General features: G+C 63.2%; 23 protein-coding genes. 10 read left to right on the plus strand and 13 right to left on the minus strand.

Features of this window, described 5'->3' with window-relative positions; genetic code table 11:
- Positions 1–120: 120 nt before the first annotated feature.
- From ACSSNI_RS10505 to ACSSNI_RS10515, 3 genes are all read right to left on the minus strand, one after another.
- Positions 121–843, minus strand: coding sequence for a ferritin-like domain-containing protein (locus ACSSNI_RS10505; protein WP_148925775.1), 723 nt, complete (start codon positions 841–843; stop codon positions 121–123).
- Between the two features lie 12 nt (positions 844–855).
- Positions 856–2,031, minus strand: a complete 1,176-nt coding sequence (locus tag ACSSNI_RS10510) for a hypothetical protein (protein WP_148925774.1) — start codon at positions 2,029–2,031, stop codon at positions 856–858.
- Between the two features lie 252 nt (positions 2,032–2,283).
- Complete coding sequence (locus ACSSNI_RS10515; RefSeq protein ID WP_200640333.1) at positions 2,284–3,342, minus strand: aminopeptidase; 1,059 nt, start codon at positions 3,340–3,342, stop codon at positions 2,284–2,286.
- Positions 3,343–3,473: 131 nt separating this feature from the next.
- Here ACSSNI_RS10515 and ACSSNI_RS10520 point away from each other — a divergent pair, with 131 nt between their 5' ends.
- The 4 genes from ACSSNI_RS10520 (at position 3,474) to ACSSNI_RS10535 (ending at position 7,075) form a co-directional block, all read left to right on the plus strand.
- A complete protein-coding gene (locus ACSSNI_RS10520) occupies positions 3,474–3,899 on the plus strand; it encodes a PA0061/PA0062 family lipoprotein (RefSeq protein ID WP_102837227.1) in 426 nt (141 codons plus the stop codon).
- 120 nt (positions 3,900–4,019) lie between these two features.
- Positions 4,020–4,430 (plus strand): PA0061/PA0062 family lipoprotein, encoded by a 411-nt coding sequence (locus tag ACSSNI_RS10525; protein WP_102837228.1) that lies wholly within the window; start codon positions 4,020–4,022, stop codon positions 4,428–4,430.
- Positions 4,431–4,455: 25 nt separating this feature from the next.
- Positions 4,456–5,451, plus strand: a complete 996-nt coding sequence (locus ACSSNI_RS10530; RefSeq protein ID WP_448259249.1) for an LLM class flavin-dependent oxidoreductase — start codon at positions 4,456–4,458, stop codon at positions 5,449–5,451.
- Between the two features lie 259 nt (positions 5,452–5,710).
- A complete protein-coding gene (locus ACSSNI_RS10535) occupies positions 5,711–7,075 on the plus strand; it encodes a cation:proton antiporter (RefSeq protein WP_448259251.1) in 1,365 nt (454 codons plus the stop codon).
- Positions 7,076–7,143: 68 nt separating this feature from the next.
- Here ACSSNI_RS10535 and ACSSNI_RS10540 read toward each other — a convergent pair whose 3' ends face one another.
- The 6 genes from ACSSNI_RS10540 to ACSSNI_RS10565 all read right to left on the minus strand — a co-directional run bounded on the left by ACSSNI_RS10540 (position 7,144) and on the right by ACSSNI_RS10565 (position 13,233).
- Positions 7,144–7,359, minus strand: a complete 216-nt coding sequence (locus tag ACSSNI_RS10540) for a dodecin (protein ID WP_019341430.1) — start codon at positions 7,357–7,359, stop codon at positions 7,144–7,146.
- 284 nt (positions 7,360–7,643) lie between these two features.
- Entirely contained in the window at positions 7,644–7,859 is a 216-nt protein-coding gene (locus ACSSNI_RS10545) for a KTSC domain-containing protein (protein WP_448259254.1), read from the minus strand.
- Positions 7,856–9,655, minus strand: a complete 1,800-nt coding sequence (locus ACSSNI_RS10550) for an ABC transporter ATP-binding protein (protein WP_448259255.1) — start codon at positions 9,653–9,655, stop codon at positions 7,856–7,858. Before ACSSNI_RS10550 ends, ACSSNI_RS10545 begins: the two co-directional genes overlap by 4 nt.
- Positions 9,652–10,806 carry a glycoside hydrolase family 1 protein gene (locus ACSSNI_RS10555; protein ID WP_448259257.1) on the minus strand — a complete coding sequence of 385 codons (1,155 nt, stop codon included), beginning with the start codon at positions 10,804–10,806 and terminating at the stop codon, positions 9,652–9,654. Before ACSSNI_RS10555 ends, ACSSNI_RS10550 begins: the two co-directional genes overlap by 4 nt.
- A gap of 13 nt (positions 10,807–10,819) precedes the next feature.
- Positions 10,820–12,061 carry a UDP-galactopyranose mutase gene (gene glf, locus ACSSNI_RS10560; protein ID WP_448259259.1) on the minus strand — a complete coding sequence of 414 codons (1,242 nt, stop codon included), beginning with the start codon at positions 12,059–12,061 and terminating at the stop codon, positions 10,820–10,822.
- The gene (locus ACSSNI_RS10565) at positions 12,049–13,233 is read right to left on the minus strand and encodes a glycosyltransferase family 1 protein (RefSeq protein WP_448259261.1); all 1,185 of its coding nucleotides are present in this window, start codon (positions 13,231–13,233) and stop codon (positions 12,049–12,051) included. The genes glf and ACSSNI_RS10565 overlap by 13 nt, the downstream gene beginning before the upstream one ends.
- A 399-nt stretch (positions 13,234–13,632) precedes the next feature.
- Between ACSSNI_RS10565 and galE the strand changes: the two genes are divergently transcribed.
- The gene (gene galE, locus ACSSNI_RS10570; protein WP_448259262.1) at positions 13,633–14,700 is read left to right on the plus strand and encodes a UDP-glucose 4-epimerase GalE; all 1,068 of its coding nucleotides are present in this window, start codon (positions 13,633–13,635) and stop codon (positions 14,698–14,700) included.
- Between the two features lie 34 nt (positions 14,701–14,734).
- Here galE and ACSSNI_RS10575 read toward each other — a convergent pair whose 3' ends face one another.
- Both ACSSNI_RS10575 and ACSSNI_RS10580 read right to left on the minus strand, forming a co-directional pair.
- Positions 14,735–16,126 (minus strand): S8 family peptidase, encoded by a 1,392-nt coding sequence (locus ACSSNI_RS10575; RefSeq protein ID WP_448259264.1) that lies wholly within the window; start codon positions 16,124–16,126, stop codon positions 14,735–14,737.
- A gap of 224 nt (positions 16,127–16,350) precedes the next feature.
- Positions 16,351–17,235, minus strand: coding sequence for a LysR family transcriptional regulator (locus tag ACSSNI_RS10580; RefSeq protein WP_448259266.1), 885 nt, complete (start codon positions 17,233–17,235; stop codon positions 16,351–16,353).
- 132 nt (positions 17,236–17,367) lie between these two features.
- Here ACSSNI_RS10580 and trpB point away from each other — a divergent pair, with 132 nt between their 5' ends.
- The 3 genes from trpB to ACSSNI_RS10595 all read left to right on the plus strand — a co-directional run bounded on the left by trpB (position 17,368) and on the right by ACSSNI_RS10595 (position 20,037).
- Positions 17,368–18,579 carry a tryptophan synthase subunit beta gene (gene trpB / locus ACSSNI_RS10585; RefSeq protein WP_319298692.1) on the plus strand — a complete coding sequence of 404 codons (1,212 nt, stop codon included), beginning with the start codon at positions 17,368–17,370 and terminating at the stop codon, positions 18,577–18,579.
- Entirely contained in the window at positions 18,576–19,397 is an 822-nt protein-coding gene (gene trpA, locus ACSSNI_RS10590; protein WP_200640303.1) for a tryptophan synthase subunit alpha, read from the plus strand. The genes trpB and trpA overlap by 4 nt, the downstream gene beginning before the upstream one ends.
- 115 nt (positions 19,398–19,512) lie before the next feature.
- A complete protein-coding gene (locus ACSSNI_RS10595; RefSeq protein ID WP_448259269.1) occupies positions 19,513–20,037 on the plus strand; it encodes an REP-associated tyrosine transposase in 525 nt (174 codons plus the stop codon).
- A 42-nt stretch (positions 20,038–20,079) separates the two neighbouring features.
- Here the strand turns inward: ACSSNI_RS10595 and ACSSNI_RS10600 are convergent, their stop codons facing one another.
- On the minus strand, positions 20,080–20,544 hold the full coding sequence (locus tag ACSSNI_RS10600; protein ID WP_319298697.1) for a nuclear transport factor 2 family protein: 465 nt from the start codon (positions 20,542–20,544) through the stop codon (positions 20,080–20,082).
- A gap of 12 nt (positions 20,545–20,556) precedes the next feature.
- Positions 20,557–21,168 carry an NAD(P)-dependent oxidoreductase gene (locus ACSSNI_RS10605; protein ID WP_148925758.1) on the minus strand — a complete coding sequence of 204 codons (612 nt, stop codon included), beginning with the start codon at positions 21,166–21,168 and terminating at the stop codon, positions 20,557–20,559.
- Positions 21,169–21,319: 151 nt separating this feature from the next.
- Here ACSSNI_RS10605 and ACSSNI_RS10610 point away from each other — a divergent pair, with 151 nt between their 5' ends.
- Together ACSSNI_RS10610 and yghU are read left to right on the plus strand one after the other, a co-directional pair.
- Complete coding sequence (locus ACSSNI_RS10610; RefSeq protein WP_148925757.1) at positions 21,320–21,703, plus strand: winged helix-turn-helix transcriptional regulator; 384 nt, start codon at positions 21,320–21,322, stop codon at positions 21,701–21,703.
- Between the two features lie 146 nt (positions 21,704–21,849).
- A complete protein-coding gene (yghU, locus tag ACSSNI_RS10615; protein ID WP_148925756.1) occupies positions 21,850–22,692 on the plus strand; it encodes a glutathione-dependent disulfide-bond oxidoreductase in 843 nt (280 codons plus the stop codon).
- Positions 22,693–22,728 lie beyond the last annotated feature (36 nt).

Below are 22,728 nucleotides of genomic sequence, written 5' to 3' on the forward strand. Positions count from 1 at the left end.
TCCCAGTCACCAGCGTGGCCACCACAGCCAAGCTGGTTGCGCTTGCGCGCAACGCGCCATGCCTGGCGCACCAAAAAAAGACGCGCCCGAGGGCGCGCCAAAGTGTGTAGCACACGCGTATTACTGGACTTGCCTGATCAGGTCCTGGCGCAGCAGCGTCTTAATCTTGATCACATGGTCGTCTTCCTGCGCTTTGGCCTTGTGGAAGCCCTTGGCGATACGGGGATGGCCACCGGCTTCGGCCAGCTCGATCAACAGCTCCCACGCCGCGTTGTCCTCGAGTTCGAGGGTCAGCAGTGCGTTGATGCCTTGAGCGATGTTGGTTCGCGGATCGGTGAGCACCTGCATCACCCCCATCGACTTGACCCCTACGACGTCGGCAGAAGGGGTCTGCGCGGTCGGGTCGGCGCCGAGCGTCTCGATCGCTTCAGCGACGATGTTCATGTGCTCGAACTCTTCGTCGCGGATGTGCTGCAGCACGCCGATCAGGTCCGAATCGGCCATGCTGATGGCCTTGGCCTTGGCGATCATGGCGTCGTACATGCGTACGCCGCTGCGCTCGAAGGCCAGCCGCTCGCCGAGCTTGTCGACCAGCAGTTCAGGACTCTTGCCCAGCGCCATGTCGAATGTCGACTTGAGCATGCCCTTGGCAGAGCCGGGAACCGGTACCGAACCAATGCGATCGGCTTCTTCGGCGCGGGTTGCGCGCTCCATCATCAAGCCTTTGGAATCGCCCGGCACGTCCGGATGGATTTCGTTGACGGCGTCGAGCAGGCGCTTGGTGTCCTTCGGAGACATCTGCACGCCGGTGAAGTTGGTGCCCAGTTTTGCTGAATTAGCCATGTCCTTCTCTCCTCAAGAAACCTTGCGCATCTGCATAAGTTCGCCGCCCGGCGCCCACTGGTAACCGGCCGATACGATGTTCGACGCGATACCTTCGGAATTGAGCTGGGCGCGGTAGTCCAGGGAGTTCTGCGGCTCCTGGCTCTTGTCGACGTACTCGGTGCCGCTGGTGCGCAGATTGACCTCGGCTGCGAGGACTTGACGGACAAACTCACGCTGACTCTTGAACTCGATCATCTTCGGCAGCGGACCTCCGAGGATTTCCGCTGGATCACGGCGCTCCAGCTTCTTGAAATACTCGCAAGCGATATTCAAATGGCCCAACTCGTAATCGAGGAAGCGTTCCCACAACGCCTTGATGCGCGGGTTGGTTTCCTGCTCGGCGCAGCTGGCGTAGGCATAGACTTCCATCGCCTCGTGCACCAGCCACTTCTCCATGAAGGATTCCTGCGGGTCGGCCAGCGAGCCGTACTGGGTGACGTGCTGCTCTTCAACCGAAGCGATCTCGGCATAGAGCTGACGCGCCAGCGGATCGGCGAACAGCGGGCCGATGTTCATGTAGTAATCGTGGGTCTGGTACTCAGCTGCAGTAATCATCGCTGCATGGATCTTGGTGATCAGCGCGGCCTGTTCTTTCTCGTAGCTTTCGCGCAGATCATTGTCCGGATGCCGATGATGCTCGGAGGTCTGCCGACCCGGCACGATGTCGGTGTAGCCCTGAAGGATGTTGTTCGCATCCTTGCCTTCGAGGCGATCAAGCATCGCCGAATAGCGGTACAGGTGATCGAAATCTTCCAGCAGACCGAAGCGATAGGTCTGTGCCTGATAAGGGTCGGGCTCGGTCTGGGCGACGGCGGCAGTTACCTCGATGGCGACCTGCTCGTAGGCAACAGTGGTTTCCAGCGGCGAATGGTCGGCGGAGATCAGCCAGTTGACCATGGTCGCCTGATGCTGCTCGACGCGACGGATCTCGGCGAGCGGGCCACGTAGCTGTCCGGTGATCCGCGCAATGCCGTGCTTGAGGCGCAGCGCATCGGTTTCGATTCCGTTCATCAGGATGATCCGCACGCGGGTGAACGCGTCGTCATCCAGCTTGCTGATCGGCTTGCCCGCCATCTCTTTCCAGGTGAACTTTTGCTTTTCAAGGGGCGTGCCCTTGTTATCGAGGATGCCGGTTAGGTTATCCATGGAGCCTCCGTTTGAACGGCTTGTATTGGCTGGACGTACACATTCGTACGGCCAAATCACGGGTCAGGCTGGGCTGACAATCTAGAAAATGGACGGAGGCAAGCGGAAAACAATTCCGTGAAATCTGGTGCGAACATGCAAAGACTCGACAAGCGGCAGCGCCCAACCCCTTCGAACAGGCTTCGATTCAGCGCAGCGTGATCAGCCGCCACGCCTTGCCGCATCGCGCTTCAAACGAAGCGACGAGGGGTTTCAGCGGAGCGCATCCAGTTGCCGTTCCCGCTCGTCGGCAGGCAGGCGACCCAAGGAGGCCACCGCGGCATAGAAGCGCGACCAATCGCCGCCGACCTGCTCGTATAACGCGGCGAAGGCAGGCACCCATTGGTCGTAGAGGCCAAACGGAACCAGGCTGGCATTGTTCAGCGGCCGGTTCATCCAGCGATCGAAGCGGTCGTCGCCTTTCCACGGACCGTCTCGCAGCTGCAGATAGGTCTGCCGCATGCGCATGAACTCGTCACGTTTGGCGGCGCGCATCGCGGACTCGCTCAGGTCGGACGCGTAAATCACGGCCAACCGGTCGCGGGTCGCCAGGGCCAGCTTGCTGAGGTCGGCGTAATGCTTGCGCGCGGTCTCGTTCGGCGCTGGCAGGCCACGGCTGGCACGCCACTGCCGCAGCCCTTCGCGCTCGACAAAGGAAGCGAAGGATTCGTTGAACGCCGTGTCGTCAGCGACATACAGCTGCTGATGCGCCAGCTCGTGGAAGATCAGCCCGGCCAGGCGATCATCGTCCCAGCGCAACATCGAGCTGAGCAGCGGATCGTCGAACCAGCCAAGGGTCGAATAGGCCGGTACGCCGGACACCAGCGTGTCGTAGCCCTCGGCTTGCATCAGCGCCGCGGCGCCGCGCGCGCGGCCCTGCTGGTAGTAGCCGCGATAGGCCACACAACCGGCTATCGGAAAGCACTGGGTCCGCTGCTCCACCGAAAACTCCTCGGCGACGAACAGATTCCACATCACATACGGCCGCTGGATCTCGGCGTAGACCCGATAACTCTGGTTGTCCGGGAGTGCCAGCGCATCGCTGGCGAAGCCTCTGGCCTGCAGGGCAAGGGCCAGTCGCTGGCGCAACTGCGGCGCGCGTTGCGGATCGTCGACGATTGCCACAATGGGCTCGCGCTGGCGCAGCAGCTCGAGCTGACCGACCGCCAGTTGCCCGTAATAGCTGCTGCAACCAGTCAAACCCACGGCCAGCAGCAAGGGAACCCAGCGCATTATTCGGGTGTCGACTGCGGCGATTTTCGGCTTCGACATGAACACACGCTGACCTGTCTGCTGGCCCCACGGGGCGATGCGCTGAGCCTACAACGAGTTCGAAGCCCACCCAAACACCGAACATGCCGGTGCCAAATCGCCAGGCCGCTACCGATCGGAGATCCAGTTACATGCGAATCCTGATGCTTGTTGTTGCGCTATCCAGCCTTGGCGGCTGCGCCTTGTGGATGCCCCAGCCCGATCCGAACCAGGCCTGGATCGATCTTGATCCCCACGGAGAAACCGAATTGATGGCCGTGGCGGTCGATGAGCGTCCCCTGAAAGATGATCGCTACTTTCAGGTCGCCCCCGGCAGCCATCAGCTGGGTATGCGCTATCGCTTCGAAGTCGGCCCGGCCGATGTAGGTCGTGACAGCGAAGCGCTGGCACGCGACTGCCGCCTGACCCTTAGCTATGACAGCTTCAACGCCGGGGCCCGGTATCGGCTGGTTGCTGGCGGCTACGGTTTCCGCCCCTGGGCCAAACTGTATGACCAGCATGACCGCATGCTGGCCAAGGCCACCGAGCGCGGCTGCGGCGGGGTCGCGACCCGCTAGCGTTTCGGTGTGAACCGTTCTGTCGCGGTGCAGTCGTTGAAAAAGAGCCGCAGGTGGCTCAGGCTCATTGGCTGACCGCGACAGCAGAGGCTGATCCTGCGGTTATCCGGAGGATTCATCATGCGTCTGTTCATCGCTCCAATGCTGGCGCTCGGCCTGATCGGCTGTGCCGGCCCCCTGCCTGCACCTGATCCGGACATGGCCTGGGTCGAGCTGAGCGCCCAACCCAGCGACATCTTCATGTCCGACCAGCTGGACGGCGAGCGCACGCCAGACGGTCGCTATTTCCAGGTCAGCCCCGGTGCGCATGAACTCGAGGCACGCTACGAATTCGAAATCAGTAGCGGTGGCTTCGGCGATTTCGGCGATACCCAGTACCTGCGCTGCACCCTGGTGATCAACTACGACGATTTCCAGCCCGGGCGGCGCTATCTGTTTCAGGCCCGTTCGCTGGGCTTCACCCCACAAGGCTGGCTGCGCGACGAAGACCGTAATGTCCTGGCGCGCGCCGAGGCCGAGCACTGCTACTGAGCAGCCGTCAGCAAAGAGGTAGACGATGTCCCGTATCGAACACACCCGTTTCTCCACCCTCGACCTGGCGCCGATCCGCGATGACGGCGATGCCGGTCTGGCCCTGCGCAACTCGCTGGCGCTGGCCCAGCACGTGGAGAAGCTCGGCTTCGAGCGCTTCTGGGTCGCCGAGCACCACAACATGGACGGCATCGCCAGCGCCGCCACGTCCGTGCTGATCGGCTATCTGGCGTCCGGCACGTCGCGGATTCGCCTGGGCGCTGGCGGCGTCATGCTGCCCAACCATGCGCCGCTGGTGGTCGCCGAACAGTTCGGCACGCTGGAAGCACTCTATCCCGGACGAATCGAGCTGGGTCTGGGTCGCGCGCCGGGCGCCGATCAGTTCACCGCGCACGCCTTGCGCCGCGACCGCATGGGCAATGCCGATGACTTTCCGGCCGATGTGGAAGAACTGCAGATGCTGCTCGGTCCGCGCCAGCCCAACCAGCGGGTCATCGCCATGCCGGGCATGGGCAGCAATGTGCCGATCTGGCTGCTCGGCTCGAGCCTGTTCAGCGCTCAGCTGGCAGCGGCCAAAGGCTTGCCCTACGCCTTCGCCTCGCACTTCGCGCCGCGCTACATGCACGAGGCGATTCGTCTGTACCGCGAGAACTTCCGCCCGTCCGAGGTGCTGGACAAGCCCTACGTGATGCTCGGCGTGCCGCTGATGGCCGCCGATACAGACGAGCAAGCCGAATACCTGGCCACCACCGCCTACCAGCGCATCCTTGCCCTGATCCGTGGCCAGAGCCTGGTGCTGGTGCCACCGGTCACCAGCATGCAGGGCAAGTGGCTGCCCCATGAGCAGGACGCTGTCGGCAGCTTCCTCGGCATGGCCCTGATCGGCGGGCCGGAAAAGATCCGCGCGCGGCTGGAGAACCTTCTGGAGCAGACAGCGGCCGATGAACTGATCTTTACCTGCGACCTCTACGAAACCGCCGACCGTCACCGCGCCTTCGACATCCTCGCCGGGTTGCGTTGACCTGAAGAGCGCATCGAGGCGATACCCATCGCTCCGTTGCGCCCGAACATTCTGCGACAACATTCCACAGCAAAGTCTTGTAAGCCCGACGCAAGCGCACAGCTCTGCGCCGGCCTCTCAACGAGGCCCACAGCCGGCGCCCCTTGCGCGCCTGGCCAGCGGCCGCCCCGCTCGACGAACGCAGCTGAACCCCGTCCAGCCGCGTCGATCAAACCAACATGCGTACTTCGGCGCGTCACGCTTGTTTGCGGAAGACTGAATGAATTTTCTTGAATGGATGGCCGTGCTCGGCATCCTGCTGTTGATCCTCGCCCTGGCATCGGCCTACCTGCGCTGGCTGCCGGTCACTACCTCATTGATCTATCTGGGCTTCGGTCTGCTCATCGGCCAGCTCGGCGTCGGCTTGTGGGAGATGGAGTTCATTCACATCGCCAGCTGGATGGAGCACCTCACCGAAATCGCGGTGCTGGTGTCCCTGTTCGTCAGCGGTCTCAAACTGCGCATGCCGCTGGGTCATGCGGCCTGGAAAGGTGCCTATATTCTCGCCGGCCCGGTGATGCTCGCCTGCATCGCGGGTGTTGCCGCCCTCTGCCATTACCTGCTCGGGCTCAGCTGGGGCATCTCAGTGTTGATCGGTGCCATCCTTGCCCCAACCGACCCCGTGCTCGCCAGCCTGGTCCAGGTGAGCAACTCACGCGACAGTGATCACGTGCGCTATGGCCTGTCCGGCGAAGCCGGGTTCAACGATGGCACGGCCTTTCCATTCGTGGTGTTCGGTTTGCTGCTGATCGAACAGGAAACCATGGCCACTGGCTGGGTCAGCGAATGGGCGTTGCATCGACTGGTCTGGGCGGTGCCGGCCGGGTTGGGCTTTGGCTATCTGCTCGGGCGGTTGATCGGCAGGCTGGCGATCTTCCTGCGCGCTCGGCACGCCGATACGTCCATGTCGCCGAATGATTCGCTTGCGCTGGCGCTGATCGCCCTGGCCTACGTTGGCGCCGAGCTGATCGGCGCTTGGGGCTTTCTTGCGGTATTCGCGGCCGGGCTGGGGCTGCGCCACGCGGAAAAAGACGCCGCGGACGAATCGGAAACGCCGTCCGAGGAGCTGATCGCCCACGCCGTGCCGCATATGGCAGAGGGCGGCATGATGCCACGCGAACTGCCGCTCGAAAGCGACAAGATCGCCGAGCCCAAGGTCGCGGCCGGGGTCATGGTGGGTGACATCCTGACCTTCGGCGGGCAGCTGGAGCGCAGCCTGGAAGTGCTGCTGGTGACCATTCTCGGCGTGTTGGTCTCGGTGCACTGGGACTGGCGCGCTGTGCCCCTGGCGCTGGCGCTGTTCGTGGTGATCCGGCCGCTCAGTGTGTGGCTGTTGATACCGCACCGCTACCTGGACCGGACCCAGCGCCTGACCGTCGGCTGGTTCGGCATTCGGGGGATCGGCAGCCTGTACTACCTGAGCTACGCGGTCACCCACGGCCTGTTGCCGGAAGAAGCCGAAGCGATCATTCCGCTGGTGATTTCAGTGGTGGTGTTGAGCATCGTCGCGCACGGGCTGAGTACTCAACCATTGCTCCGACGTTACGAACGCAGCCGCGGCCAGTCGCCGACGGATCACGCCTGACACGGCGCGGCAGGCAGGCTCCCAGGCAGCTGGCTGAACAGCCGCTGCCGGGCCGCCAGGACGGCAGATCAGCTATTCGCGAGGCGGAAGCCGACCTTCATGGTGACCTGGAAATGGCCAACCTTGCCGTTTTCGACGTGGCCGCGAATCTCGCCCACTTCGAACCACTCGACGTTCTGCAGCTTGCTGCTGGCTTCAGCGATACCGTTCTGAATCGCTTCATCGACGCTGTTGCGCGAAGAACCGACGATTTCAATCTTCTTGTACGTGTGATGGTCTGACATGCGTTGTCCCCTTGTGGTCTGTGGAGCCTCCGCTCGGTAATGAAGCGTCCTGTCCAATTGAGGCCCGTGCAGCAGGCCGGAAGTTCAGCGCAACGGCTCAATGGAGCCATCGATAAGTCAATTGGATAGCGTTTCATCGGCATACCCATTCGATGAGCACTTGCGGTCTGAAACCAGCGCCGGTCAGAGCGGCGGCTGGCCATAGGGTGGGCTTCAGCCCACCGACAAGCTCAACGACCCGGCAGCCTGAAGCCAAGGTCAAAACTGCGCCCGCACCCACGCGCTCAACCAATGCGCCGATACGGATACTGCTGCGCTTTGAACACCTGGTTGAAATAGCGGCCAAGGGAATCGGCCTCCAGCAACGCCTGCACCACCTCGGCAGGCACCTGCTCGTAGCGGTACTGCGAGCCATTGTGAAACTCCACCTCCAGCGCTTTCGCATCCAGGTCATAACCCAGCGCGCGCAGACTGGTCGAATTCACCGCGACCCGTTTCATAGCGCCGGATCGGGCTCATGCTTGAAGCCCTCCGCCTGCATCTTCCACAAGGCGTCGAAAGCACCGCCGCGGCTGCGCAGCTCCATCGGTGCGCCGTCTTCGATGATCAGTCCGTTGCGCAGCACGATGATCCGGTCGAAGCCTGCCAGCGTCGACAGCCGGTGCGCGACGGCCACCACGGTGCGGTTGTGCACCAGGCTGTTCAGCGCCGCCTGGATCTCCCCTTCCGACTGGGTATCCAGCGCCGAAGTCGCCTCATCGAGGATGAGAATGGGCGCGTCCTTGAGAAAGGCGCGGGCGATACCCAGCCGCTGGCGCTGCCCACCGGAGAGCATTACGCCGCGCTCGCCGACCAGCGTCTCGTAACCCTGCGGCAGCTCGCGGATGAAGGCATCGCAAAAGGCGTGACGGGCCGCTTCCACCACGTCCTCATCGCTGGCCTCAGGGCGCCCATAGCGAATGTTCTCGCGGATCGACCGGTTGAACAGCGCCGTTTCCTGCGGCACCACGGCGATCCGTTCGCGCAGGCTGTTCTGGCTAACGGAGCGGAGATCCTGACCATCGATGAGGATGCGCCCTGCATGCACATCGTCCAGGCGTTGCAGCAGCTGGATCAGCGTCGATTTGCCCGCACCGGACGGACCGACCACTCCGACCTTCTGCCCCGCCGGAATATGCAGGTTGAGGTGCTCGAAGATCATGCCGCGCTTGGGGTAGCCGAAACTGATGTCGTCGAAGGTGATGTCACCCTCGGCCAGCATCAGCTGGGTTTCCGGATCGTCCAGGCCGTGCGGTTGGACGATGATGCGCAGGGTGTCGTCGATGGCGCCGATCTGCTGAGTGGTGTCCACCAGCGCCAGCGCCAGATCCCGTGAGCCGTGGAGGATGCGGAAGGTCAACGCGCTGACCAGCACCACGTCACCGGCGGTCACCGAACCGTTCACCCACAGGCTGATCGCCCAGACCAGCATGCCCCCGGCCATCAGCGACAGGCAGATGTCGTGGATAACGCGGGCCTTTTCCAGGTACATCCAGCTGCGCCGCTGGGCCTTGGCCTCGTAGCCGATCTCGTTGGCGAGGCGTTCCGCTTCACGGTCACGTGCGGAAAACGCCTTGATGGTCCAGACATTGGAGACCGCATCCACCAGCTCGCCGCCGACCCGTGCCGATTGCGCGGCGAAACGCTGATGCTTGGTGCGGCCACGAATGCCGAAGCCGGTGATCAGTGCCGCGACGATGGCAACGAACAGGACCAACGCAACGGCCATGCGCCAATCGACGGTCAGCAGCACCACCACCGCGCCGATGAAGTCGACGATGGGCGGCACGATCTTCCAGGCCAGACCGCCATAGATCGCCCCTGCCGCGGCACCCAGGGCCGAGATACGGTTGCCCAGCGAACCGGCGAAGTGCTCGGTGAAGTAGCGCATCGGGTGGCCGGTCAGGTGCTTGAACAGGTCGACCCGGATGTCCACCACGCTCGCCACTACCGTTCGGCAGCCGAGCCAACCGCCGAGGCGCCAGAAGATGTTTTCAACCACGATCAGGCCGATGAACAGCCCCAATGGAAACCATACGTCCGCCGCGCCCCGGTTGGCGCTGCCTTGCGCCATGGCATCGACCAGCAGCTTCATCCCGTACTGCACCGCCACCGCGCAGCTTGCCGCACCGACGATCAGCAGCAACAGCCCGCCGAAATGCCAGGGCCGTAAGCAGACGTAGTGCCACAGGAAGGCGACCGGGCGATCCGGCAGGAGCGGCACCCGCGGCGGTGTGCGCAGTGCCGGCGCGTTCATGGCAAGGCGTTGGCGAGGTTTGAAACCGGATTCGAGTGACTGAAGCGCGCCTGCTGCAGCCGCAGCTCATCGGCCAACCCCTCATGCACACGGCGGTTTCCGGCTTCGTCCGGGAAGCCCAGCAGCCCCACCGGGCAGTGGCGGTCGTCGGTCCAGCCTGGGTAATCCAGCACCGGATAAAGGCAGATGCCTTCTACCGGCACGCCACGCTGCATAGCCAGGCCGGCCTGCTCGCTGACATAGCGCAGCCAGTCGCCGCGCACATCGCCTTCGGCGCCGGTTTCGGCGATCAGAATCGGCCGTTTATAGCGCTGCGAGATCTCACTGAGAATGCCTTTGAAAGGCCGATAGTCGGTGCTGTCCCGGCCGATGGTGTTGCCTTCGCCGTGATACCACTGGTTGTCGGGGTAATAATTCACGCCAAGCACGTCGAGGTACTCCGGCGCTCCGCCGAGGCCCGGCCAGAGTTCGCCGCAAAGCATGTCCCAGGCTTCGAACTGCGATTGGCGGTAGCGCTCGGCCTCACGCTGCGGACCGGGCCGATCATTCGGCGCGACGACGTGAATGGCGGGCTCGACCTGAATAAAGCGCGCCCGCGGCTCGACCTCGCGGATCGCCTGCATCGCGGCGATGGTGGCGCGGACCAGCTGGTGCTTCAGTTCGAAACCACGGCCGCGCGCCATCGGGTTGAAGTAGGCCTCGTCGCCGCCAGCCCAGGACCAGAACGAGATCTCGTTCAGTGGCGCATAGATCGGCACCGTATCGGTCTCGTCCTTGATCAGCTGCGCCGCCGCGCCCGCATAGCGGGCAAAGCGTTCGACGAACTGCGGCCGCCAGATGTCGATGTCATCCGGCCAGCCGTAATGACACAGGTCCCAGATCACCTGGAGGCGCTGACGCTGGGCCGCCTGCAGCATCGGCAGAAAGCTCGACCAGTCGTACTGCCCCGGCGAGCGCTCGATCAGGTGCCAGCGCAGGCCGTCCCGCACCGTTTTCAGACCGTGCCGCTGCAATACGGCGTAATCATGAGCGGCCCAGCGGTCATGCCCCGTGGCCGCGAGCAGGTCGAGGCGTCGCCCATCACTGCGGCGGTGGCTTGAACATTCGAAACCGCCGAGAAAAAAGCTCTGAAAAAGGCTTGGCTGATGCATCCGTGTCTTTCTCTCAAGGAGCCTGTTCGGCCAGGGACTGACTGTGCGCCGACTTGTCGTTAGCGGCAGGGTAAGGCTCGGCTTCCTCGATGCGCTTGTACAGCGCCAGCGCCTGCCCCACCACCTGATCCATGTTGTAGTACTTGTAGGTGCCAAGCCGGCCGACGAAGGTCACGCCGGGCGTCTGGTCCGCCAGCTGCTGGTAACGCCTGTACAGCTCGGCATTTTCCGGCCGCGGGATCGGGTAGTAGGGATCGCCCTCGGCCGAGGGGTATTCGTAGGTGATGCTGGTCTTCGGATGGACCTGACCGGTGAGGTGCTTGTACTCGCTGATGCGCGTGTAAGGCACGTCTTCGCTGGGGTAGTTGACCGTGCCGACCGCCTGGAACCGTTCCTGCTCGAGTTGCTTGTGCTCGAACTTCAGCGAGCGGTACGGCAGCTTGCCGAAGCGGTAGTCGAAGTATTCGTCGATCGGGCCGCAGAAGATCAAATGGTCATGCTGGATATCGTCACGGATTTCGCGGTAGTCCGTATTGATCATCACCTTGATGTTCGGGTGCGCGAGCATCTTCTCGAACATCCTGGTGTAGCCATGCTTGGGCATCTGCTGGAAGCTGTCGGTGAAGTAGCGATCGTCGGTGTTGGTGCGCGTGGGGATGCGCGCGGTCACCGACTTGTCCAGCTGTGACGGGTCCAGCCCCCATTGCTTGCGGGTGTAGCCGCGGAAAAACTTCTGGTACAGCTCTCGGCCGATGCCGTTGATCACCACGTCTTCGCTGGTCTGGATGTCCGCTACCGGCTCGGCGCGGCTGGCGAGGAAATCCGCCGCTTCCTGCTCGGTGATCATGTTCAGGCCGTAGAGCCTGTTCAGCGTGGTCAGGTTTATCGGGATCGGCACCTGCTGCCCGTCCACCTGCGCCAGCACGCGATGCTCGTACGGGCGCCACTCGGTGAACTGCGAGAGGTAATCGACGATGCGCTGAGCATTGGTGTGGAAGATGTGGGGGCCATAGCGGTGGATCAGCACGCCGGCTTCGTCGTAATGATCGTAGGCATTGCCGCCGATGTGCGGGCGCCGGTCGACCACCAGCACACGCTTGTTAAGCCCGGCCGCCAGCCGTTCGGCCAGCACGCTGCCGGCGAAACCGGCACCGACGATCAGGTAGTCGAAGCCGCGCCGACCATTGGATAAGCCTTCGCTGGCGCCGCCGCCTGCCAGCTCTGGGTTGCTGTCTCGCAGGCTTACATCGCGCATTGCATCTTTTCCTTCATCAACGCCCAGGTATGGTCCCAGGACATGTCGCCGAGAATCTCGTCAGCGGTTTTCAGCAGACCGTCGCGGTCCTCACCATCGGCCAGGGCCTTGACCACCGCATCGATGAACGAATCAGGCGTGTCGGCGATATGGACAATCTCGGTATCGCCGTAGGTGCGTACCACGTCCTTGATCGGCGTGGAAACCACCGGACAGCCGCCGGCCAGGTATTCGGGGGTCTTGGTCGGGCTGATGAAGCGAGTCGACTCGTTCATCGCAAACGGCATGATCGCCACGTCCCAGCCGGACAGATATTTGGGCAACTCGTCGTACGTCTTGCCGCCCAGATAATGGATGTTGTCGCGCTGCGGCAGGTCGGCCGAGTCGATCTTCACCACCGGACCGACCAGCACGAAATGCCAGTCCGGCCGCTGCTCGGCGACACGGGCGACCAGCTCGATATCGAAGCGCTCATCGATCACGCCGTAGAAGCCCAGCCGTGGATGCGGAATCTCGGCCTGGTCCTCGGGGTCGGCCTGGGTCCGCCGCGCCTCGGCAAAATGTGCCACGTCGACGCTGCTGGGAAAGGCGAAGGCGTTGTCGTGCAACGTGCGCTTGGCTTCCCAAAGACTGTAGCCACCGGTAAATACCAAATCGGCGCGCTCGAGCAGCTCGCGCTCGCGCTGCACCAGCTCGGGCGGCGCGCCGCGGAAGGCGGAGAGTTCGTCCATGCAGTCATAGACGATGAGCTTGGGCTTCAGGTGGCCGGCATAACCCAGCGCCATCGGCGTGTAGTACCAGAGCATCAACTCATTGACGCCGAGCTTTTCCAGATAACCGTCGAGCAGGTCGCGCTGCACGCGCAGCGCCGTGTCGCCCTCGCAGCCCTTGGGCAAACGTGGAATCAGCACCTGAACATCATTCTCCTCAGGCCGCACCTCCAGCCAGGGCTGAGCGTCCTCGGTGGGCATCGGCTCTTCGGCATACAGCACGTTGAAGTCCCGCGCGAACCGCGACATCAGATGCTGGGGTCGCTGATAGACGAATCGCCAGCGCAGGTGCGAGAGACAGAGCAAGGTTGGCACCTGCTCGTCGAACACGACTTCCGGTGGCGTCGCTTGTTTCTCGGGGGATTTGCCAATTTCGTATTGGTAGGGGCCGGCCCAGCTCATGGAAACCTCGTCAAGGGTGGCAATGCCCTCCAGAGTCCCTTCTGCCGCATCGCATAAGCCTGCGCAGCCCGCGCAAAGCAAAACCTGAAGCGCTCAATCGTCGATCATCCTGCAAGCGCTGCCCGCCGGCTATGGACGGCGGCCAATGTGCCAAGGTTCCCTATGCCCTACCGGAGAGGTCGGTCATCGGGTGACTGCCGCTTCGTTGGAACTTGCTCGCAGCTTCACCCGTCCCTATCCCAGGACGCCTGATTCACCCCGGCATCGATGCTGCGTGCTTCCTGCAGTCAGTACCGCCCGATCCGCCGACCCAACCCTGGAGATGCTTGCAGCGGCCGCGCTCATACGGTCAGCCGTACGTTCCCGTGCGCGTCAGATAATTTGATTCGAGGTAGAGAGATGATTCTAGTCACGGGTGGTGCGGGTTATATCGGATCCCATGCAGTGCTGGAGCTCTTGCAGGCTGGCCATGAAGTGCTGGTCCTGGACGACCTCTGCAACGGCTCGAAGGTGGCCCTCGACCGCGTCGAACAGTTGACCGGGCGTAGCCTGCAATTCGTCAAGGGCGACGTGCGTAACCGCTCGCTGCTCAAGGCACTGTTCGCCTCGTATCCCATCACGTCAGTACTGCACCTGGCCGGTCTAAAGGCCGTCGGCGAAAGCGTGCGCGAGCCGCTGCGCTATTACGAAACCAACGTCAGCGGCAGCATCGCGCTGTGTCAGGCCATGGCCGAAGCCGGCGTCTTCAAGCTGGTGTTCAGCTCATCGGCGACCGTCTACGGTGATTCACCGAGGATGCCGATCACCGAAAACTGCCCGACCGGCCTGCCCGCCAGCCCTTACGGCCAGTCCAAACTGATGGCGGAAAACGTGCTCAAGGGTCTGGCCGAGTCGGACCCGCGTTGGTCGATTGCCCTGTTGCGCTATTTCAACCCGATCGGCGCACACGAATCCGGCCTGATTGGCGAGGACCCCAACGGCATCCCCAATAACCTGCTGCCCTACATGCTGCAGGTCGCCGTGGGTCGTCGAAAGCAATTGAACATCTACGGAGCGGATTACCCAACGCCCGACGGCACGGGTGTGCGCGACTACATCCACGTCGTGGATCTGGCTAAAGGGCATCTCAAGGCCCTGGAGCGCGTGGAACAGGTGCACGGTGTTTCCACGTGGAACCTCGGCACCGGGCGAGGCTATTCGGTACGTCAGATGATCACCGCGTTTGAAGAAGTGATCGGCCGCCCCCTGCCCCACGTGTTCAAGGCGCGGCGCCCCGGCGACATCGCGCAGTGCTGGTCCGACCCGAGCAAAGCCCGCGATGACCTGGGCTGGGAAGCGGAGCGAGACCTGCTGGCGATGCTGACTGATGCCTGGCGCTGGCAGAGCCGCCACCCGAAAGGCTACGCCGAAGACGCAGCGGCCTCAGCGAAACCTGCGGCTAACACCGAAACGGCCCTGGCCAGCTGAGCACCCGCAGCGCGGATGCCCGTCCGGGTCTCGCTTAGGGTGCGCTGCAGTTCAGCTCGGCGCGGATTTTCGACACATCGAGCCGACGGTTCTGCTGCACTGCGCCCGTGAGCTGAGGGTCGATCACCGCCGTGCGCAGCAATGCCTCTCGAATCTGTGCGGCGGTGGCACAAGGATTCAGCGAGGCATACAGCGCCGCCGCGCCCGTCACATGTGGCGTCGCCATGGAGGTGCCGCTCATGTAGGCATAGCCGGCAGCACCCGTAGAGGTCGGTACCGTCGAGACGATATCGACGCCCGGCGCCGCGATGTGCACGTTGTTCACGCCGTAGTTCGAGAAGCCCGCCCGGCGGCCGTTCTGGTCGATGGCACCTACAGAAATCACGTTAGGAAGCGGGTAGCTCGCCGGGTAGCTCGGCGTGCTGTCGATGTTGAGTCCGCTGTTACCCGCCGCGGCGATGAACAGGATGTTGGCATTACCGGCCGCCTGGATGGCGTCATACAGCGCCTGCGAGTAACCGCCGCCGCCCCAGGAGTTGTTGGTCGCCACCAGATTGATCTTCTTCGCCAGCTTCAGCTGTGTCAGGTAGTTGATGGCCTTAACCGCACCCGCGGTAGTACCGCCATTGGCGCCGAGGAATTTGGCCGAGATCAACTTCGCGCTTGGGCAGACGCCGAAGACGCCAGCGCCATTGTTCGCCACCGCGCCAACCGTACCGGCGACATGCGTACCGTGATCGTCTGCCGGGCCGTCGTAAACGCTGGCGTTATTGGCGGCAAAGTCCCAGCCGTATATGTCGTCGGCGAAACCGTTGCGGTCGTTGTCCTTGCGGTCGGCGCGGCTGCCCTCGCCCGGGTTGATCCAGATATTGGCGCGCAGATCGCCATGGGTGGTCATCACGCCTTCGTCGATGATGCCCACGTGAACCTTGTTCGAGCACAGCGCCCCGGCGTTCCAGTTCGCCAGCGCACCGCTGCCGTAAGGAGAAGCAGGCGAGGTGGTTGCGCCTTGCATGCCCCAGAGGATGCCGAGCCCCGGGTCGTTGGGGTTGGCCAATTGGGTCTTGTAGATCCAGTTGGGCTCGACGTACTCGACCGCAGGGTCCGCCGCCAGCGATGCGATCAATGCGGCGTCGATCTTCTTGCCCTTGCCCAGTTGCGCCTGAATCAGATCACCTTTGGCATCCTTGCGCGCCGCCTTGTCGAGCAACTTCTGCGCCGCCTTTGCGCCCCGCTTGCTCAACGCGGCGGTTTTGGCAGCCTCGGAGGCACCCGCCTTGAACTGCACCAGCAGCTCACCTTCAACGAAAGGCCGACCGGCCTTGAGCGACGCATCGACGGCAGGGTTGGGCTTGGCTGCTACCTGTTCTGCCCCGGCCGCGAGCAGCGCACACATCAAAATACCGACACGCTTTTTATTGACCATCACTGTTCTCCCGAACGACTACAGACAGCCCCACGAACAGGCAAGACGGCTCCTCGGTGGGTGTCTGAACTGTATCGGCAAAGGTGATGTCGATTTAGTGGCGCCGGACGAATGGCGAAGCCTTTCGTCGGCAAGCGAGACGCCATCCATAGGCAGCCCCATTTCCGCTCAGCGTTTCAAGCCGCCGCCGTAATCCTGGCAAGGGGCGGCTTTAGAATGACCCATCAGGCCAGCTGCTGGCGCAACCAGTCTGCCAATCGCTCTGCTCTTCGATCCGTGCGCCGTGAGGGCACCCACAGCGACAGCCGTGCTCGTGTTTCGACAAACCCCCAGGGTGCCAGCAAACGGCCCTGGCGCAGGTCATCGGCCACCAGCTGTTGCGGCGCGATGGCCACGCCAAGCCCGGCCAGCGCGGCTTCCAATAGGAAGTAGAGATGTTCAAAGCCCTGCCCCATGCGCAACGCGGCGGGATCAAGACCAGTAGCCATTGCCCAGGCCGGCCATGCCTGTGGCCGAGAGGCGGTAAACAGCAGCGCTTCGTTGAACAGCACCGAGGGTGGGGCCTGGCGCAGCGCGGCACAGTTGGGATGGTGCGGGCTGAGCACCGGGCCGATGCATTCGGTGGCCAGCTCATAGACCTGCATATCGGCTGGCCACGGGGGCTCGGCAAAACACAGCGTGGCATCGAGCCCAGGCCGGCGCGGGTCCGGCTCGCCTTCGCTGGCGGACAGCTGCAAGCGCAGATCGGGCAGCTCGCGGTTGAGCCGGTCGAGCCGCGGAATAAACCAGCGCGCCAGCAGGCTGCCGGGACATCCGAGCACGAACGGCGCATCGACAGTCTGCTGGCGAAGCTCGGCCCAGGTACTGCGCAAACGCTCGAACGCCTCACCCGCCGCGTCACGCAGGCGCACGCCTGCATCGGTGAGTTTTACGCCGCGACCTTCCTTGCTGAACAGCGCCACGCCCAGGTCATCCTCAAGCAGACGAATCTGTCGACTGACTGCACCGTGGGTCACGCTGAGTTCCGCCGCCGCTTGGCTTATGCTCTGCAGGCGCGCAGCCGCTTCAAAGGCGCGCAACGCGTTGAGGGGAGGAAGGGCTTGGCTCATTGGTGAGATTTCCTGACAGGTCTAGGCGATCTTATCGCTTTTTATCCGGGCTCGACTCGGGTAATTTCCTGCCCATCGCGCATGCCTTGGCTGAGCCAGGGCGGCTGCCACTCATTCCCGCAGGAGATGACCATGACTTCATTTTGCAGCGGCCCTGACGCCAGGGGCCTGTTCGGCCGCTTCGGCGGCCAGTTCGTCGCCGAAACCCTGATGCCGCTGATCAACCAGCTGGCCGCCGAATACGAGAAGGCCAAGAGTGATCCGGCGTTCCTCGAGGAGCTGGCCTACTTCCAGCGCGACTACATCGGCCGCGCCAGCCCGCTGTATTACGCCGAGCGCCTGACCGAGCAGTTTGGCGGCGCGAAGATCTACCTCAAGCGCGAAGACCTCAATCACACCGGCGCCCACAAGATCAACAACTGCATCGGCCAGATCCTGCTGGCCAAGCGGATGGGCAAGCAGCGCATCATCGCCGAGACAGGCGCCGGCATGCACGGCGTGGCCACCGCCACCGTGGCTGCGCGTTTCGGCATGCAGTGCGTGGTCTACATGGGCACCACCGACATCGAGCGCCAGCAGGCCAACGTTTTCCGCATGAAGCTCCTCGGCGCCGAGGTGATCCCGGTCACCGCGGGCACCGGCACGCTGAAGGACGCGATGAACGAAGCCCTGCGCGACTGGGTGACCAACGTCCACAACACCTTCTACCTGATCGGCACGGCCGCCGGCCCGCACCCCTACCCGGCTATGGTGCGCGACTTCCAGTCGGTGATCGGCAATGAAGTGCGCGAGCAGATCTTGGAGAAGGAAGGCCGCCTGCCCGATTCCCTGGTCGCCTGCATCGGCGGCGGCTCGAACGCCATCGGCCTGTTCCACCCCTTCCTCGATGACGAAGCGGTACAGATCGTCGGCGTCGAAGCGGCCGGTCACGGCATCGAAACCGGCAAGCACGCCGCGAGCATGGCCGGCGGCGCGCCGGGCGTGCTGCACGGCAACCGTACCTTCCTGTTGCAGGACGAGGACGGCCAGATCACCGATGCGCATTCCATCTCCGCCGGCCTCGATTACCCAGGCGTCGGCCCGGAGCACGCCTGGTTGCACGAGATCAAGCGCGTCGAATACGTGCCTTGCACCGATGACGAAGCCTTGAAGGCCTTCCACCAGTGCTGCCGCCTGGAAGGCATCATCCCGGCGCTGGAATCCGCCCATGCCCTGGCCGAAGCCTTCAAGCGCGCGGCGACGCTGCCCAAGGATCACCTGATGGTGGTCAACCTCTCCGGGCGCGGCGACAAAGACATGCAAACCGTCATGCACCACTACGACGAACAGGAAGAACACATATGAGCTCGGTAAATGCCCGTTTGCAGACGCGCTTCGACCAGCTGAAGCAGGAAAACCGCGCCGCGCTGGTCACCTTCGTGACCGCCGGTGACCCGGACTACGCCACCTCGCTCGCCATTCTCAAGGGCCTGCCTGAGGCCGGCGCCGACGTCATCGAGCTGGGCATGCCGTTCACCGACCCGATGGCTGACGGCCCGGCGATCCAGCTGGCCAACATCCGCGCCCTTGCGGCCAAGCAGAACCTGCCGAAAACGCTGCAGATGGTCCGCGAGTTCCGCGAGACCAACAGCAGCACCCCGCTGGTGCTGATGGGTTACTACAACCCAATCTTCGCCTACGGCGTCGAGCGTTTCGTCAGCGATGCGAAGGAAGCCGGTGTCGACGGCCTGATCGTCGTCGACCTGCCACCGGAGCATAACGACGAACTGTGCGACCCGGCCCAGAGCGCCGGCATCGACTTTATCCGCCTGACCACCCCGACCACCGACGACCAGCGCCTGCCCACCGTGCTCAACGGCAGCTCGGGCTTCGTCTACTACGTCTCGGTGGCCGGCGTGACCGGTGCCGGTTCGGCCACCTTGGAACACGTCGAAGAAGCCGTGGCGCGCCTGAAGCGCCACACCGACCTGCCCGTATGCGTCGGCTTCGGCATCCGCACGCCGGAACAAGCCGCCGCCATCGCCCGCCTGACCGACGGTGTGGTGGTGGGTTCAGCGCTGATCGATCAGATCGCCAGCGCCGAAACGCCAGAGCAAGCCGTCGAGGGTGTGCTGGGACTGTGCCGCGAGATTAGTGCAGGGGTGCGCGGCGCACGCGGCTGATTGCGCTGGTGGGCTGAAGCCCACCCTACATGGACCTTCAATTCCGTAGGGTGGGCTTCAGCCCACCACTGCGTTAATACCATCCGCACCACCCCATGAAGGCAAGGAGGCCTCCATGTCGAACTACCGGCGCAGCACCGTGCCCGGCGGCACTTGGTTCTTCACCCTGACCCTGGCCGACCGTCGCTCCCGGCTGTTGGTCGAGGAAATCGCGCTCCTTCGCCAAGCCTATGGCCAGACGCTGCAGGCCCGTCCCTTCCGCACCCTCGCCATTTGCATCCTGCCCGATCACCTCCATGCCATCTGGACATTGCCGGAAGGCGACGCCGACTACTCCGGCCGCTGGAGCCTGCTCAAGAGCACGTTTTCGCGACAGTTCCCGGCGAGCGTCCGGACCGCAAGCAAAACTCGCAAGCGAGAAAAAGGTCTGTGGCAGCGCCGCTTTTGGGAACACCAGATCCGCGACGCTACCGACCTGCAGCGGCATGTGGCTTACGTCCACTTCAATCCGGTCAAGCACGGGCTAGTCAACAGCGTTGCGAACTGGCCGCACTCGAGCTACCACAGGTATGTCGAAAAAGGGCTGCTGTCCCAGGATTGGGCTGGCAGTAATACGGCGATTGGCTCGTTCGGCGAATGATTGGCGATACGAGTCCAGCCCCCGCATGCCGATCACACGCCCCTAGAACATGGTGTTGTCGTTCGCCGACTCGGCGGGCACGTCCTGAATCACGTCCCAATGTTCGACGATAACGCCATCGTCGACCCGGAAGATGTCGACCACCGCCTGACCGCGGTCCTCGGGGCCATTGGTTGAATGCACGTGCAGGTAGACCAGATCGCCGTCCGTCGCGCTACGCACGATACGAGCGCGTGATTGCGGGTTTTCTTTGAAGAAGCCGCTGAAGTAACCCACGAAGGGTGCCTTGCCGTCCGGCACGTCAGGGTTGTGCTGCGTGTAGTCATCGGCCACGACACGTGCGGCCTCTTCCACCTGATGCTTGTTGAAGAACTGGTCGTAGAACTCGACGACCAGGATGCGATTGGCTTCCTCGGCCGCGATATCCCGTGTGGATGGGCTGGCGGCGAAGGTGGTGGTCGACAAAGCGGACAGCAGCGCGGCTGTCATCACAAAGGTGCGAAGCATGAGCAAATTTCCTTAGTAACCGACGGTAAAACGCTGACGCACATGCGCCGGGTGCTCGATCTCGTCGACCAGCGCTACGGCGTAGTCTTCGAATGAAATACGGCTGCCTTGCGCGTTGCTGAGCAGCGCATCTTTGCCAAGGCGAAACTGGCCCGTCCGCTCGCCTGGGACGAACTCGGCCGAAGGCGACAGAAAGGTCCATTCAAGCTCGGTCTCCTGCCTGAGCTGCTCGAGAAAAGCCGCGCCGCCAGAGGCTTCAGCTTTGTAGGCTTCGGGAAAATCAGGCAGGTCGATAACGCGCCGACCAGGCGCGACCTCCAGGCTGCCGGCTCCACCGACGACCAGATAACGCTTTACGCCAGAGGCGCGTACCGCCTCGATCAGGGTGTGCGGCTCGGACGAGGTGAAGTTGACCGCGCTGACCACGGCATCGTGACCGCGCAGCGCCGACGTCAGGCCCTGCAGATCTTGGGCGTCGCCCTTGACGGCGGTGACGCCGGGCAGCTCGGCGATTCGCTCGGGATGGCGAGCAATCGCGGTCACGCGATGCCCGCGGTCGGTGAGCTCTCTGAGAATGCGCGAGCCGGCAGAGCCAGAGGCGCCAATCAATGCGATATGGGACATGACGCAATCCTTTGTCTCGTTTGTGGACCAGGTATGTTTTGTAGACCTTGGGTGCGAGCAATGCTACGTTTCGCCACCTCGTCCCACAAGAAGTCAGGTTCGTGGTACCTGGTCACACTGGGCTGACCTGCCCTCGCCGACGGAGAACCCTATGCTGCGCGATGAAGTCATTAACGCTGCCTTCGACCACCCCTGCCCGATCCGCGATGTGCTCGATCGCATAGGTGACCAATGGAGTTTTCTGGTGCTCGAAGCGCTGGCCGAACGCACGCTGCGCTTCAATGAGCTCAGCCGTGAGATCGGTGATATCTCCAAGCAGATGCTTTCGCGAACCCTCAAGCGGCTGGAGATGGATGGATTCGTGCACCGCACCCTGTACGCCGAGGTTCCTCCGCGGGTGGAGTACCAACTGACGGACCTGGGCCGAGGGTTTCTGGTGCCCATGCAGGCGTTGGTGCAATGGGCCGATACCCACCACGCTCAGGTCTGCCAGTCACGTCGCGCGTATCGCTCAGCCGAAGGGGCTGTCGATTGATGCCGCATCAGTGCCAAGCCAAGACAGGTATCCCGAACAAACCATTCCCCATCGATGACCAATATCAACCGGCTCAATTTCGACCGCGCCGTCTGAGCGCGTAGGATGCCCTGCACATCCCCAGTACCCACGCGAGGAGATTGTTCATGCCCGATAGCACTTACGTACCGCCGAAAGTCTGGACCCACGACGCGCCCTCGGGCGGCAAGTTCGCCAGCATCAACGCCCCGACCGCCGGTGCGCGCGATGACAAGGCGTTGCCGGTGGGCAAGCATCCGCTGCAGCTCTATTCCCTGGCCACGCCCAACGGCGTGAAAGTCAGCATCATGCTCGAAGAGCTGCTCGCTCTCGGCCACGGCGGCGCGGAATACGACGCCTGGCTGATCAAGATCGGTGACGGCGACCAGTTCGGCAGCGGCTTCGTCGAGATCAATCCGAACTCCAAGATTCCAGCACTGGCCGATCACAGCGTCGACGGCGAGCCATTGCGGGTGTTCGAGTCGGGCTCGATCCTGGTGTACCTGGCCGAGAAGTTTGGCGCCTTCCTGCCGACCGAAATCCGTGCGCGCACCGAAACGATGAACTGGCTGTTCTGGCAGATGGGCTCGACGCCCTTCCTCGGCGGCGGCTTTGGCCACTTCTATGCCTACGCGCCGGAGAAGTACGAGTACCCGATCAACCGCTACGCGATGGAGGTCAAGCGCCAGCTCGACGTGCTCGATCGCCAGCTGGCCGAGAACCGCTACATTGCCGGCGACGACTACACCATTGCCGACATGGCCATCTGGTCCTGGTACGGCGTGCTGGCCCGCGGTGAGCTGTACCAGGCCGGTGAGTTTCTCTCGGTGCAGGACTACAAACATGTGCAGCGCTGGGCCGCCGAACTGGCCGAGCGACCCGGCGTGATTCGTGGACGCAAGGTCAACCGCACCTGGGGCGACGAGTCCGAACAGGCACCCGAACGTCACAGCGCAGCGGATCTGGATTAAACACGGCCCCCGATGAGGCAGGCCGCGCGCTAGCGG

This window comes from Stutzerimonas tianxiuensis (assembly GCF_053470365.1).